The sequence below is a fragment of the Methanocalculus alkaliphilus genome (assembly GCF_024170505.1).
GTDB lineage: Archaea > Halobacteriota > Methanomicrobia > Methanomicrobiales > Methanocorpusculaceae > Methanocalculus > Methanocalculus alkaliphilus.
Genome location: NZ_JALJYG010000007.1, coordinates 23,265 through 37,591, shown reverse-complemented (window position 1 = coordinate 37,591; position 14,327 = coordinate 23,265). Strand labels below are relative to the sequence as shown.

General features: G+C 56.2%; 11 protein-coding genes. 3 read left to right on the top strand and 8 right to left on the bottom strand.

What is annotated here, in order from left to right; genetic code table 11:
* Positions 1 to 18 precede the first annotated feature (18 nt).
* On the top strand, positions 19 to 489 hold the full coding sequence (locus tag J2T58_RS06490; protein ID WP_253488301.1) for a peptidylprolyl isomerase: 471 nt from the start codon (positions 19 to 21) through the stop codon (positions 487 to 489).
* On the opposite strand, the gene J2T58_RS06485 is transcribed toward J2T58_RS06490, so the two are convergent.
* Positions 486 to 1,256, bottom strand: coding sequence for an ATP-binding protein (locus tag J2T58_RS06485; RefSeq protein WP_253488300.1), 771 nt, complete (start codon positions 1,254 to 1,256; stop codon positions 486 to 488). The genes J2T58_RS06490 and J2T58_RS06485 overlap by 4 nt on opposite strands.
* Positions 1,246 to 3,219 (bottom strand): anaerobic carbon-monoxide dehydrogenase catalytic subunit, encoded by a 1,974-nt coding sequence (gene cooS, locus J2T58_RS06480; RefSeq protein ID WP_253488299.1) that lies wholly within the window; start codon positions 3,217 to 3,219, stop codon positions 1,246 to 1,248. The genes J2T58_RS06485 and cooS overlap by 11 nt, the downstream gene beginning before the upstream one ends.
* Before the next feature lie 140 nt (positions 3,220 to 3,359).
* On the opposite strand from cooS, the gene J2T58_RS06475 reads away from it, so the two are divergent.
* On the top strand, positions 3,360 to 5,126 hold the full coding sequence (locus tag J2T58_RS06475; protein ID WP_253488298.1) for a histidine kinase N-terminal 7TM domain-containing protein: 1,767 nt from the start codon (positions 3,360 to 3,362) through the stop codon (positions 5,124 to 5,126).
* 9 nt (positions 5,127 to 5,135) lie between these two features.
* Here J2T58_RS06475 and J2T58_RS06470 read toward each other — a convergent pair whose 3' ends face one another.
* The 3 genes from J2T58_RS06470 to J2T58_RS06460 form a co-directional block, all read right to left on the bottom strand.
* Positions 5,136 to 5,738, bottom strand: coding sequence for a flavodoxin family protein (locus J2T58_RS06470; RefSeq protein WP_253488297.1), 603 nt, complete (start codon positions 5,736 to 5,738; stop codon positions 5,136 to 5,138).
* A gap of 23 nt (positions 5,739 to 5,761) precedes the next feature.
* Positions 5,762 to 7,402 (bottom strand): sensor histidine kinase, encoded by a 1,641-nt coding sequence (locus tag J2T58_RS06465; RefSeq protein ID WP_253488296.1) that lies wholly within the window; start codon positions 7,400 to 7,402, stop codon positions 5,762 to 5,764.
* A gap of 199 nt (positions 7,403 to 7,601) precedes the next feature.
* A complete protein-coding gene (locus J2T58_RS06460) occupies positions 7,602 to 10,118 on the bottom strand; it encodes a beta-galactosidase trimerization domain-containing protein (RefSeq protein WP_253488295.1) in 2,517 nt (838 codons plus the stop codon).
* 168 nt (positions 10,119 to 10,286) lie between these two features.
* On the opposite strand from J2T58_RS06460, the gene J2T58_RS06455 reads away from it, so the two are divergent.
* A complete protein-coding gene (locus J2T58_RS06455; RefSeq protein ID WP_253488294.1) occupies positions 10,287 to 10,757 on the top strand; it encodes a hypothetical protein in 471 nt (156 codons plus the stop codon).
* On the opposite strand, the gene J2T58_RS06450 is transcribed toward J2T58_RS06455, so the two are convergent.
* The 3 genes from J2T58_RS06450 to thsA all read right to left on the bottom strand — a co-directional run bounded on the left by J2T58_RS06450 (position 10,748) and on the right by thsA (position 14,273).
* Positions 10,748 to 11,995: a hypothetical protein gene (locus J2T58_RS06450; protein ID WP_253488293.1), complete on the bottom strand. Its 1,248-nt coding sequence runs from the start codon at positions 11,993 to 11,995 to the stop codon at positions 10,748 to 10,750. The genes J2T58_RS06455 and J2T58_RS06450 overlap by 10 nt on opposite strands.
* 60 nt (positions 11,996 to 12,055) lie before the next feature.
* A complete protein-coding gene (locus J2T58_RS06445) occupies positions 12,056 to 12,529 on the bottom strand; it encodes a redoxin domain-containing protein (RefSeq protein ID WP_253488292.1) in 474 nt (157 codons plus the stop codon).
* A 76-nt stretch (positions 12,530 to 12,605) separates the two neighbouring features.
* Positions 12,606 to 14,273: a thermosome subunit alpha gene (thsA, locus tag J2T58_RS06440; RefSeq protein WP_253488291.1), complete on the bottom strand. Its 1,668-nt coding sequence runs from the start codon at positions 14,271 to 14,273 to the stop codon at positions 12,606 to 12,608.
* Between the last annotated feature and the right edge of the window lie 54 nt (positions 14,274 to 14,327).

Sequence of the window (14,327 nt, the reverse complement as noted above, 5' to 3'; positions counted from 1 at the left end):
TTTCCCCAAGTACATACCATGGCAGAAGCAGAGAAACAGGGCTCCGTCCTCCTCGAGACGACGATGGGCGATATTACAATCGAACTCTTTGATGATATGCCGGTGACGGCAGGCAACTTTGCCAGCCTTGTGAAGAAGGGCTTCTACGATGGGATCATCTTCCACAGGGTCATCGCCGGATTCATGATCCAGGGCGGGGATCCGAAGGGAACCGGAACCGGTGGTCCGGGATATACCATTCGGGATGAGTTTGCACCGGGGAGGAAGAATGTCAGGGGAACAATTGCTATGGCAAACGCAGGACCAAACACCGGCGGAAGCCAGTTCTTCATCAATCTCGTCGATAACACCTACCTCGACGGCAAGCACCCGGTCTTTGGAAAGGTCGTCAATGGGATCGATGTCGTCAACGCCATCGGCAAGACGAAGACCGGCAGGAACGACCGGCCCCAGACAGAAGTCAAGATCATCAAGGCATCGATGATCTAAGCACTCTCCTTTTTTCCGCAGAGATCCGACAGTATCGTCAGGACAGCCCCTGATCCGGGTCCATTTTCAGTATACGGTATCCGGTAGATGGCAGAGAAGCCATGATCCGGGCCGAGGATCGCCATCGCTGTTTCGTACTCCTCATCTGAACGGACCTTGTTGATGGCAAGCCGGCGATCCGAAATCCCAAGCTCCGCTGCCAGTGCTGCCGTCCGGGATGCGGTCCGGATCGCCCGTTCCGTCGGCTCGGTGACGGCGATGAGATGGGAGAAGCCCCGCCCGAGGCCACGGCCGAGATGTTCAAAGCCGGCCGGTGTATCCATCAGGACCGCCTCGTCCTCTCGTACTTTCACCTGCCTGACGATCCCACGGATCAGGGTATTCTCCGGGCAGAGGCATCCGGTCCCTGCGGATTCGACCGTTCCCATCACAAGAAGCCGGATGCCGGACGGCGTCATGATCCCGCACCGCGAGGCGAGATCCGAGAGATCAGGGGTGAGGGAGATCACCCCGCCACCCCCGATCTTCTCGCTGAGATACTGGCGGTTTTTTGTGACCGGGGTGATCATGGACTGACTGCATCCGAGGGCATAGGCGAGATCCTCCTGCGGATCGGCATCGATGGCGAGGACCGAGAAGCCTGCCCCGGTGAAAGAGGTGGCAAGGAGGGCGGTGAGGGTCGTCTTGCCGACACCCCCCTTTCCGCTGACGAGGATCCGAAGCCCCGGCAGCGGCCCTCTCCTCCTGATCCTCCGTTCAGATACCAAGCGCCTTCCTCTTCCCCTCGATATGGGCGATGATCAGGTCAGCCGCCTTCACCGGGTCAGGCTCGACAGCAAACTTCGCCTTGACGATATCATCGAGGCCGTTTGTCAGGAGATCAACAACCGCCGGGCTGCCGCTGATATTCGGCATCGGGCCAAGGACGGTATAGACACCGGATGCAACAAAGTACGCACCGATGGCAACCGCCTTCTGTGAGTACCACTCCGGAGCTGCCCCGGCGACCGGGAGCTGGTGGATGCCGACACCGAGGGTATTGCCGAGTGCCGCAAGGAGGACAAGGATCCGTGAACAGTCCACACAGGAGCCCATATGCAGGACCGGCGGGATACCGACCGCCTTGCAGATCGATTTCAGCCCGTCTCCTGCAAGGAACGCGGCATCCGGGGTGAGAAGGCCGGCTTTCCCGGAGGCGACGGCGGCACACCCGGTCTCGACACAGAGGATATCATTCTTGATCAACTCCTTTGAGAGGGTGACATGGCCGTAATCATGCTTGATCCTCGGGTTATTGCAGCCGACGATCCCGACAGCACCCCGGATCGTCCCGGCTGCGATCGCATCGACGAGCGGCTGGAGGGTTCCCCCGAGGGCGGCGGTGATCGCCTCAACCGAGAACCCGGCCTGGACGGCGACCGGTTTTCCAGGGATGAAGACCTTCTCGGGGTCCCGGAGTCTGAAGTTCCCGATTGCTGTCCTGACGATCTCTTCGGCGGTCTCCCGTGCGGTCGAGGGTTCAAACTCCATGTAGTATGAACCCGGAATCTTCGCCTTCGGGCTGGTCGAGATGATCTTTGTATGGAAGCAGCTTGCCGTCCTCGGAAGTGATGGGAAGATACACTGGTAATCAACAACCATCGCCTCGAGGGCGCCTGTTGCGATGACCAGCTCCTGGTTGAAGTGGTTGCCTGCCATCGGGATGCCTTTGCGCATCAGGAGCTCGTTTCCGGTGCAGCAGAGGCCGACGAGGTTGATCCCGGCCGCCCCGGCATCGCGGGCACGCTGCTGCATCGCCTCATCCTCTGCGGCAGCGACGACCATCTCCGAGAGCATCGGGTTGTGGCCATGGAGGGAGATGTTCACCATATCCTCCTTCACAACGGCAAGGTTGATCTGCGACTCGCAGGGGACCGGGGTGCCGAAGAGAACATCGGAGACCTCGGTCGCCATCATCGACCCGCCCCAGCCGTCGGCAAGCGCGGTTCTGAGGCCATGGAGGAGGATGTTGCCATAATGAGCCCCGACACCCATCTGGATCCGGTGCATCGCCTCGACGATCTCACGGTCGATGCTCCGGGGCAGGATCCCGGTCTCCTCCCAGATGGCATGGGTGGCAGTCGGTGCCCGCCGGGTCAGTTCGATCTCCCCTTTCACGCTCCCAAACTCATCAAGGTAGGCAAGTGCGAGATCATGGGCAATCTCGATCGCCTCACGGTTGGTGGGGATGCCATACTCCTCCGCAAGGGCAAAGAGCTTCTCCCGATCGGTGATCATGTAGTCATTCGTCTCCCCTTTGCCGACAAGGAGGAGGGTCTCGACGATCTCCCGGCCGTGATCCGAATGGGAGGCCGCCCCGGTTGCGAGGGTGTCCAGCAGGTTCCGTGCGACGATCAGGTCGGCATCTGCGCCACAGACACCCCGGTCACGGTTCCGTTCAGGGATGATCCGGCAGGGCCCCATTGTGCACCGGCTGCAGGAGAGGCCGGAGGAGCACCATTTACACCGGGGATCCTGCATCTCGTCCCTGTCCCAGACGGTCTCGATCCCCTCTTTGAGGCAGTGTTCGATCGCCTTCATGGCGGTCTCATCAATCGTCCTCTCCAGAACCTTCTCCTGGATCACCTTCGGGTTCATCAGCGACATCTTCGCCCGGTCAAGGTCGCATGTCTCCATACGCTCCCCGATCAGCTCTGCTTTGACTCTCTTCTCTTCACCAGACACTAGCATCACCTCTCCGGAGTGGGATACTCCACAGGAATCTCACTATCCTGGTATATTATAAAGATTTGCCTCAACTGCCAAGGTCCGGGCTTTGCTATCTGATGAACCGGAAATCCTCCATAATACAAAAGTGTATCAAACATTAAGTGGAACACAATAGATATCTATGGGAGGTCTGCACGATCCTCGAAACACTCCTGATAGCCTCCTGCCTTGTATCCGCTTTCATCACCTTCGGGCTAGGGATCTATGTCTATGCAACGATCCCGGGTGAAAAGGCCGCCATCCTTTTTCTCGCTGCAATGGCGACTGCAACCTACTGGGCACTCGGAGAGTTCTTTCTCTGGCAGGCGACCAGTTATGAAGGAGTCTATTTCTGGCTGAGGATCAGCTCATTCTGGCCGGTCCTTGCGGTCCTTGCCGCCCACTTTATCCTGATATACACCGAACACCCATTATCTGAGAGGAGAAGGATACCCCTAATCCTTGCTCTCCTCTATCTTCCCGCCTCTTTTTTTGCCCTGCTGGGGAGCTTTACGGATACCATCTATACCGTTGTCTTCGATGAAGGACGGTGGATATACCAGCCGGTACTCTCCGGGCCTTTCTACATCGCCTCTGCACTTTATGTTATCATCGTGATGATCCTCGCGGTGTATCTGATCGCCTCAGCCTGGTTCAATGCACCAAACGAACGAATCCGGCAGCAGAACCGCCTCGTCTGCATCGGACTGCTCGCTGCCATCGGCTTTGGGATGATCTCCGGATTACTCCTCCCGGTACTCGGTATCACAACACCGAACTTCATCTTTATCGGACTTGCCATCTTCTCATGCTGCATCACCGTCGCGATTCTGCGATACGGCCTCTTCACCCTGAAACCGGAGACTGCAGGGCCGGAGATCATCGCAACGATGCCGGACGGGCTGCTGCTGGTCGATCCCGGCGGCAGGATCATCTCGGCCAATGCAGCAGCAGACGGACTCTTCGGAGCATTTGCCGGCAGTCTTCCGGGAACAAGCATCCGGACGATCCTCCCCGAGGATATCTCTGCAACAATACGCATGCATGGGGAGGAGGGGGAGACGATCACAGATCTTGAGGCATATCCGGAAAATATCGGGGGAAAGGCTATCAGCATCGCAGCATCCGGGGTACGGGCCCCTGATGGCAAACCGGCAGGCTGCATCCTCATTATCCGGGATATCTCAGCAAGAAAGGCGGCTGAGAAAGCCCTTCGGATCGCCAGCGAGAGGATCAGCTGGCTGACACGGCTCACCCGGCATGATATCGCAAACGAGGTGACCGCCCTTGGCGGCTACCTTGAACTGCTGAAAGATGAAGAGGATCCAAAGAGACGGGATCATTATCTCGACCAGGCTGTCCGGAAGGTCGGGACCATCACCGGCCATCTCAGATTCTCCCGCGAATACCAGGATATCGGGGCATATGACCCGGTATGGCTGGCGCTTCAGCCCCTGATCGAACAGGTTGCCCGGGATATCCGGATGGAGGGGGTCAGGGTAGTAGATCATGCTGATCCGGTGACAATCTATGCGGATCGCCTCTTCATCAAAGTGATCCATACGCTGCTCGAAAATGCGGTTCGCCATGGCGGGACCATCACAACCATCACCATATCGACCAGTGAACTGGAGGACGGGAGCCTCCTTCTGGTATTTGAGGATGATGGCACCGGCATCCCGGATGGGGAGAAGGAGTTGATATTCCAGTACGGGTATGGGAAGAACACCGGGTTTGGCCTTGCCTTTGCCCGTGATATCACGGCGGTGACAGGGATCACCCTCACCGAAGACGGAGAGGAGGGGCGGGGAGCCCGGTTTGGGATTAGGATTCCAGAGAAAGGATGGATCCGGAAGGGGCAGGCTGATGATCACGGCACCGCGATCTGATCCTCGCGATCAGGGGCGTCCGAGTCGCCTGCCCGCCTCCATCGCCCGATCCAGAAGATCCGGGTGATTCTTCACGCCGCCTGCATCAAAGATGGAGAAGACCGTAACCTCATCGACAATCTCATAGCCGAGGGCTTCAAGCGGGAGACGGAGGGCCTCAAGGGCAAATCCCATATCCTCCTTATGCTCCTGCTCGGCGATGGCGGCGATGACCGCCCGGCGCCCCTGGCCTGCAAGCCGGCTCGACCATGGGCGGGGCCGGGCATCACCGAAGTCATAGAAGCAGTAGAGCCGGTCGATGAAGGCCTTCATCAACGCGGTGATATTGTAGTTATGGGTCGGGGAGACGAGGACGAGGGCATCGGACTGCTGGATGGAGGGATACAACGGGGTGAGCCCGTCCTGAAGGCCTGTGCAGATCTTGTCCTTCCGGCACCGTTCGCAGCCGGTGCATGATGAGAAATCGATATCCCGGAGGTATACCGGTTTTGTCTCCATCATCGCGGCCTCTGCACCCTTGAGGATGTAATGGAGGAGGATATCGGAGTTCCCGCCTTTTCTGGGGCTTCCGGAGATGCCAAGGACGGTATTTTGGGTGGTATTCCGGTTCATGCCTTCCGGTTTCTCTTCAGGAGTCATCTGCTTACCGGTTGGACCCGGTACCTCCCTTCGGGGACCGTGATCAGGAACCTCGCCCCCTCACCAGAGACACCGTCCTCGATGATCGAGATCCCGGTGATCGCAAGGATCTCCCGGATCAGGAAGAGGCCAAGCCCGGTATTCCCTCCAAACCCGTGGTCAAAGATACGCTCCTTCAGATCCTCCGGGATCCCGATGCCATCATCTGCAACCATGATCTGAAGCTCACCGGCGACCTCCTCACAGGAGATGGTGATCCCGGTCACCTCGTTGCCGTGCCGGATGGCGTTATCAAAGAGGTTCTCAAAGACCTTCGGGAGCATCGGATCGGCATGGACGGTATACTCCCCACAGGAGAGGGTAAGGGGGAGGCAGCAGGGGGGCGATATGACAGATAAGAGGGGCTGCCATTGCGGCTCCTGGCTGCCGAGATCCTGGTAGATCCGCGTAAACTCGATCTCTGAGTGGATCCGCAGAACCGCCGTCTCCGTTGCAGCAAGATATCTCAGTATGGTCGGATCATCGGTCTCGAACCGTACAAGCTCAATGGCACTCTGTGCAACCGCGATCTGGTTGACGATATCATGGCGGGTGACGCTTGAGAGGAGGGAGAGCTTCCGGTTCGCCTCACGGAGGTTGACCTCAGCCATTCTCCGGTTCGTGATATCATGAATGATGATGCACTGATCATCGGCACCGGTTCCGGCGAGGAGGTACCTCCTCATCTCAAGGATACGGCCATCCGGCATCGCATGTTCCTGTGTCTCTTCCCCGGGTGGAAAGGGGGGGATAGCGTCTGAGATACCCTTCCCGATGGCATCTCCTGATGCAAGATATGCCACCGATGCCCTGTTCTGGTAGATGATCGCCCCGGTCTCATCTGCGATCAGGATACCATCCGGGAGGATGTCGGGAATACTGCACTGGGTCCTTGGGAGGATGGTAAAGAGCTTGTACTTCGCGGAGGCGAAGACCAGGATACCCGCGACGAGGAGGAAGATGACCGGGGTTATCTGGAGGCCCGGAGCAGGTCCGAGCTTGGCGACATAGACGCCACTTGTCAGGATCGGGAGGATGATGGCAAGGATCAGAAGCCCAATCTGCGGTCGGTAAAAGGAGGGATAATCGATCCATGCCGCCAGAAGGAGGGAGAGGGAGAAGCCGACGAGTGCCATCAGATACAGAAAGGCGATCCAGAAGATCGGGCCGTACTCATAGACAAAGAGGACGAGATCCCCAAGAGAATACGGGGTGATCGACGTATAGTACAGGGAGTGGAGCGGGTTTGTGATCATCGCGAGATAGAAGAGGATCAGGGGGAGGGCGATGACGAGGACGTTTCTCCGGGTAATGTATCGTGCCCGGCCGGTATAGGAGAGGACGAAGAAGAGGAGCGACGGGACGAGGATGAAGATGCCAAGATACTCACCTGCCGTTGTGACGATATTTCCCCCGGGAGTTATAATCACAAGCTCCAGTGCATACGCCAGCGCCCAGATCGAGGCACCGGTGCAGATCCCCTGCAGTGGCAGCAGGCCGGGGGTATCAGGGAGGCGGCGGGTGTAATGGAGGAGATAGAGGCCGATGAGACATGATCCAAGGTAAATAAGGATGAACGGGGAGTACTGGAGGATCATCGGAGGACACCGGAAGGTAGGACAATGTTAACGTATGCAGACATAAATACAGTTGCCATGTCTTGGTGTTCTCTTCAGGGTCTGAATGGAGTGTACTTCAATTAATACCGGCCTTGCGCACCTGGAAACAAAAAAGAGATGAATCCTTGCTGGATTTGCATAATAGCATCAGCCAGGATCATATTCCGACTATTCTCAGCTATGACCGTATCTCCACGATTGTATAGACCTCCAGTCTCTCAATTGAAACGATCACCCGGTTGTCATCATAGGTAAACGGAATATCCCCGGTACTACCCGTCTCAAGATTATGGAGAATGACCCTCTCCGGAGTTCGATCATATGGCATTTCAAGAGAGATCTCAAATTCCGGAGTGGTGGTGAATGTATCGGTCATGTGATTGAAATGATAGTTGACGAGATGGAGCAACACGCTCTCATCTGTCACATACCTCCGGATACCAACGGTGCCTGGTGCATCAGTTCTGATCTCGGGATCATAGTAGGTATGGAGAATGGTGCTGTACTGTGTCAGGTATGGATTTACACCGGTCTTCTCTGAGGGCAGGATAATCTCTCCATGATAGAGATAGTACTCGTACCCAAGCGGCTCGGTTATCGTGTGCCAGGTTCCGGCCCCTATCTGCTTTGCACCAGGTCTCCGCAGTTCAGCAAGCCGATTGTGAGTGTTGGTCTCAAATTCCTTGTTATAGAGGCCAAACTTCCCTGTCTGGATCACAACACCTCCGTCTCTGACATAATCAAGCAGGATGTCTATCTCATTTTCATCTATGATCGTAAGAGATGGCAGGATGACAACCGTATACCCGTCAAGGTCAGATCGTGTTATATCACGCGGGACAATGTCACAGCCAGAGACGATCATGCCATAAGGGACATAGAGGTCAAAGAGAAGATCGAGTGTTCCGGTAAGGTCAATGTCAGATGTTCCGCTTAATGCAAGCGGCAGATACTGGCCTTTTCGTGAAGGGAGTGAATGGATAACCGCAACCTTTGCAGGCTCCCCGGCATGGAAGAGTTCAGGATGGTCATGGAGGTACCGGATGTATTCTCCGGCGGCTTTGGCATCATACCTCACATACTCACGGAAATCAACATATTGCTCTCCATCCATCGTAAGGATCCCGTCAGGCCCACGAATCAGTATGTTGGTATTTGATGAGTAGGCATCTGCAAAGATGTATTTGAACAGATTTTCAGTATTTCGGGGTAGTCTCCCCCGGTCAAAGCTGACCTCGACATAGGGGGAGAAGTGCTTCGAATATCCTTCTGTCATCTTCTGCTCGATTCCAAGCTTCTGTGGGCTATGAAATACTGTGTTGAAGTAGAAGAATTCACCACTGATATAATCCAGAGAATCCATCGGGAGGAAGCGACCGGGAAATGCCGGGCCGACATTCATACTGAAGAAGAACTCCCTGTTATAGTTTGTTCTGGAGTAGTCTTTCATCTCCAGAACAGTCATCTCCCAAAATTCCATTCCAGCCAGCTTCTGAAATCTTCCAAACTCATAGATCAACGGATGGGGATTATATGCTGACTCATCCAGAAGATGCTCCATATTCTGTTCGAGCAGATACTCGCCAAGATGGAATGAATCAATATCAGAGATGCCATAGCGGGATTGAAGTTCTTCTTCCGTATACCTGCCTTTCATGTATGCATTGAACCCTGCCATGGAGTATTCATCAAACGATCCTCTGCCCATGTTTATAACCACATAGCCGCTCTGAGGATGATCAACAAGTGTCCCCTGCACACCCGCATCGACATAGTCCTTCAGATCAGATCTGATCTCCTCCTGCCAGAGGGGATGAAGGATATTCCGATAGTAATGACCTTCAAGATAGCCTGGATTGTGAGGATCAACCCAAAGAATCGGATTTCCATAAATATCGATACTGGCGAGATCCTCCCGTTTTACCGGGTGTGGACTGGTCGGCAGATTTTCATCCCGCCCGGCACCGATGAAATGGATATTTTTCTCTCTGAGGATCGCCATCTTGTTCATATGGCCCAGACGGTAGAACGATTCAAGAACAACCGGACTCCAGGAGATTGCATGGGGCCGGAGATCATCAAGGACCTCACGATCGATATCATAGGGTGTAACAGAAAGCAGGAATACCGGTCTTTCAAAGAACAGGTCAGCCTCTCCTGCCTGTATATACATAAAATCAGGATCCTCGCACCATGGCGGGCTCGGCCATGGTCCGGGTGGCGGACAGATCTGAAGAACAGCCATCATTGTGATACCGATCAGAACAATTGCTCCGATTCCTGCGGCTACGAGTATAAAAGGGCTTTTTCCTGCCTGATTTCGTGAAGAGAGGAGTGTCATTATCCTACAATCCTGACCGGATAATCTGAGATACCCTCCATAGAGCAGGAGCAAACCCCCGATGATGGCGATGTTCAGTCCAAATACAAGGAGAAGCACGATACCCGATATCGCCATTAATCCTCCTCCTATTCTGTTGTGGGAGAGAATGCCACCGGCGATCCCTGTCAGTGAGAAGAGAAGAGCGATGATGATGGGGAGAAATTCTCCCATAAGGGGAGCTTCAGCTGCACCAAGATCTGCAATGAGAAGCAAAGGGTAGATCTCCATGGCGAAGAACAGGGCAGCAGATAAAATACCGATAATACCGCCCATGAGCCCATACCAGAATGGATGGCGAGATGACTCTGACATAACGATGTCTTTGGAAGATACAGTATTTGACAGTTCTGATCCAATGAAAATTATAGTTTTTATATAAAAATATTAAAAGATATTTCAGGTCATATCCATATCGGACCTTCAGACACCAGATACAATGGATAGGTTAACGTAAGCATACATAAATACAGTTTATCATTCATGGCAGAAGATTTTCACGAGACCCAGTACTTCCGCCACCCGGTCATCATTGCGATCGTCGGGGGGACGGCGACGGTCACCTGGTACACCTTCATCACCGAAGTTCAGGAGCTCAAACCACTTCAGCTCTTCATCCTCGGAACGATCGGGATTATCGTTCCCCTCCTCTTTCTGACACTCAGGCTTGAGACCCATGTCTCATCCGCCGGGATCCGTTACCGGATGCCCCCGGTGGTCCGGAAGGAGCGGACCATCACCTGGAGCGATCTGGAGAAGGCTGACCTGACGACGGTCCGGCCGATCCGTGACTGCGGGGGATGGGGGATACGGTTCTGCCGGGGGCAGGGGATCGCCTATCTCGTCAGCGGAGCAGACGTACTCCGGTGCACGCTCCGGTCAGGCCAGAAGGTCCTCCTCGGGACGAAGAGGGGCGGGGAGATGATGGCAGCCGTTGAGGCCCATCAGAGATGAGGGAGCTCGGGATTGACCGCCGGGTCAATCTTCTGGAGACGGTCGATGAGGATCTCACAGGAACGCGGGTACTCCTCCTCGATCCTTCGACGCTCCTCCTCAGCCTTTGCAGTATCCTTCTTCAGGGCTTCCTGCTTCTCGATAGCAACGGTCAGCTCCCCGCTTAACCGGATCTCCTCCTGTACCCCCGGATGGCGGGCCGCCTCCTGCCGTACTGTAGCGAGTTTCTCTTCAGCCGCCAGGTACTCCTCATAGACCTTCTTCATCGATTCTGCGAAGTGATCGCCTGAGAAGAGCTGCTGCTCCTCCCGGTTCTTCAGCTGCAGCTCGCCGGACTGGATGAGGGATCGGATCGAGGAGAGGACCGGCGGGATGAGATCCAGTGCCTCCCTCCGGGGATGATCCTCTTTGCAGATCTTCTGGAGCTCCTGGATATCCCCGACCGGTGCCTTATGCCGTCTGAGGAGCTTCTCTGCTCTCCCGAGGACAGAGCCTGCCGGAGCCCGTATCTGAGCGAGATGCCGGATCGCAGCCTCCCGTTCTGCCACCGCTGCCTCGATCCGCTCCGCGACATCCCCGGTATCGACCGCCTCAATCGCCGCCTGAAGCTCCTCTTTTTTATAATCGAGGTGATCAATCTCCTCATTGGCGGATTTGATCGTCCTAAGCGCCGTCTCATGCACCCGGACCATCTCCAGAACCTTCCCATGCATATCACGGATCTCCCGGAGCCGTGCCTGCCTGGCATCATCCTCGCCGATCGCCTTTGTCATGTCGTTGACGGCACGGCCTATCTCCTTGATGATCCGGCGGTACTGTGCCATCTCCTCATTGTAGGCGGCGGCAAGGTACTTCCCCGGCCCTTTTGCAACGGTGATACAGCCTTTGAGGATCTCGGCTGCGGTTGCATAGTACTCCCTCGGGGGACCGGCCGGCTCCTTCTCAAGGATCAGCGTCAGGGATCGGATCGCCTGCGGCCGGGCGGTCTTTATCACCGATTTCACCTTCGGATGGAGCTCGTCGTTCTCAGGATCATGATCGATGGTAGCGATGAGATCCCGGATCGATTGTAATGCAAGAGCAATCTCAGTCTGCGGCGCCTCCATCCTGGTGGCAAGCTCTGCCTGGTATTCTTCTTCCTTCCGGTCAAGCCAGCCGGGGAGGTCGGCGGAAGGGAGAACCAGGCTCTCCGGCTTCTCCTCCTTCCTGCCAAGGAGTGCACGCAGCTTATTGAACATACAGAAGGTATCAGGTGCCGGAGATGAAAGCGTTTCTGTTATCGGCGGGAGCCCGGATCCTTACCCCTTCTCCAGAAAACTGATGATCTCATGGATATCCGGGACACTGTGGACGGGATAGACCTTTGAGAAGATGACGTTCTGATCTGCATCCACGATGATATTCGCCCGTTCCGAAAAGCCGTTTGCCTCCCGGAAGATCCCAAACTGCCTGGCCACCTGGCCATGCGGCCAGAAGTCGCAGAGGATCCGGGTATGCCGGATACCGAGGCTTGCGGCCCATGCCTTCTTGCAGGGGACCGAATCGACGCTGATCCCGACGCAGTACGTCTCAAGCGATGCGAAGGTATCCCGGTTCTCTTCGAGGGAGAGCATCTGCTTTGCACAGAAGTCGGTCCATGCAAGCGGGTGGAAGGAGAGGAGGAGCCGGGTCTCTGCGTGTTCGAGGAGGCTGAAGGTCTCGTTATTCTGGTCTTTCAACGAGAAGTTTCCGGCCAGATCACCAGGCCGGGCCATCCGGAGCTGTGGGTCCATAGAATGAGTTCAATCAGATGAGAAGATAATAGTATGCCAATAAAAAAAAGGGAAGATCCGGTCAGAGATGAGGGATCTACATCATCGGCATGCCGCCGCCCATGCCGCCCATGCCGCCCATCGCCTGCATGGCGGCCATCTCCTCTTCAGAGGGCATACCGCCTGTTCCGGATGAAGCGATGATCTCATCGATCCTGAGGATCATGGCGGCTGCCTCTGCGGCAGAGGAGATCGCCTGGGCCTTGATCCGGAGCGGCTCGATAACCCCTGCCTCCCGCATATCGACTGCCCCCTCAGCATCGGGATCGAGTCCTGCCGTCGTCATCCCCTGCTCATGTGCAGTCCTGAGAGCGGCAAGCATATCGATGGGGTCAAGGCCGGCATTCTCGGCAAGGGTCCGGGGGATCGCCTCAAGGGCGGTTGCAAACGCATCGATGGCGAGCTGTTCCCGGCCGCCGATACCGGAGCCATAGGCAGAAAGGCGGCGGGAGAGTTCGATCTCGACGGCGCCGCCCCCGGCAACCGCTTTCTTATCGTCAAGGGTCGCCCCGACGGCACGGAGCCCGTCCTCTACGGCAAGGCCGAGTTCATCTGCCACATGGCTGGTTCCCCCCCTGACGACGATGGTGACGGCATGGGGATTTCTGCACCCTGAGATGACGACCATCCGCTCACCGGAGAGCCGCTTCTCCCCGACCATTCCTGCCCTTCCCAGATCATCCCCGGAGATGGCATCAAGGGAGGAGACGATCGAGGCACCGGTCGCCTCCGCAATCGTCTCCATATCAGACTTCTTCATCCTCCGTACGGCAAAGATACCCGCCTGTGCAAGGATCTTCTCAGCAAATTCGTCGATCCCTTTCTGGCAGAAGACGACATCCGCACCGGATGCGATGATCCTCCCGACCATCTCCCGCTGCATCTCCTCCTCCTGTGCCAGATAGCCGTCCAGCTCTTCGGGGCGGGTGATGGTGATCTCGGCATCGATCTCGGTCTTCCTCATCTCGATGGCGGCATTGAGGAGGAGGATCTCGGCATCGGTGACGGAGCCGGGCATCGACGGATGAAGCCGCTCCTTATCGATGACGATCCCCTCGATGATCTCTGCGTCGTCTGCCGAGCCCCCGACCTTCTTCTCGATCCGGATATTCGTGACATCCGCATGCCCCTCATCATCGGTGATCAGCGAGACAGCCTCGACGATGAGATCTGCAAGATATTCTTTTGTCGTCTCCGCACCCTTCCCGGTCATCGCGGTTGAGGCGATCCTGGTCAGGATCTCCCTCTCTTCAGGGCCGACCGCAAAGGAGAGCTCATCAAGGATCGATGCTGCCTTCTCCTGTGCCATCCGGTATCCCTGCACAATGACGGTCGGATGAAGGTCCTGGTCGATGAGGGCCTCCGCCGTTTTGAGGAGCTCCCCCGCGAGGAGAACGGCGGTCGTGGTTCCATCCCCGGCCTCGTCATCCTGGGTCTTTGCGATCCCGACCATCATCTTTGCGGCAGGATGCTCTATCGCCATCTCCTGCAGAATGGTGACGCCATCATTGGTGATGACCACATCCCCGATCGAGTCGACGAGCATCTTATCCATCCCCTGAGGGCCAAGCGTCGTCCGGATGACGGCAGCTACGGCTTTTCCGGCGGCAATATTATTGCTCAGGGCATCACGGCCGCCCGTCTTCTCTGTTCCTTCCCGATAGATGCCTGCCTGCATCTCTGGTCCTCCTCCGTACTGCTGCATATTCATCACTACCACAGGTGCGTGGTTTGAGAGTCTACATAAATTTAACCCTGA

Bases quoted from the DNA above. Each gene is read 5' to 3' on its own strand.
- J2T58_RS06490 (WP_253488301.1), top strand. From the start codon at position 19: ATGGCAGAAGCAGAGAAACAGGGCTCCGTCCTCCTCGAGACGACGATG.
- cooS (WP_253488299.1), bottom strand. From the start codon at position 3,219: ATGCTAGTGTCTGGTGAAGAGAAGAGAGTCAAAGCAGAGCTGATCGGG.
- J2T58_RS06470 (WP_253488297.1), bottom strand. From the start codon at position 5,738: ATGAACCGGAATACCACCCAAAATACCGTCCTTGGCATCTCCGGAAGC.
- J2T58_RS06465 (WP_253488296.1), bottom strand. From the start codon at position 7,402: ATGATCCTCCAGTACTCCCCGTTCATCCTTATTTACCTTGGATCATGT.
- J2T58_RS06460 (WP_253488295.1), bottom strand. From the start codon at position 10,118: ATGTCAGAGTCATCTCGCCATCCATTCTGGTATGGGCTCATGGGCGGT.
- J2T58_RS06455 (WP_253488294.1), top strand. From the start codon at position 10,287: ATGGCAGAAGATTTTCACGAGACCCAGTACTTCCGCCACCCGGTCATC.
- J2T58_RS06450 (WP_253488293.1), bottom strand. From the start codon at position 11,995: ATGTTCAATAAGCTGCGTGCACTCCTTGGCAGGAAGGAGGAGAAGCCG.
- J2T58_RS06445 (WP_253488292.1), bottom strand. From the start codon at position 12,529: ATGGACCCACAGCTCCGGATGGCCCGGCCTGGTGATCTGGCCGGAAAC.
- thsA (WP_253488291.1), bottom strand. From the start codon at position 14,273: ATGCAGCAGTACGGAGGAGGACCAGAGATGCAGGCAGGCATCTATCGG.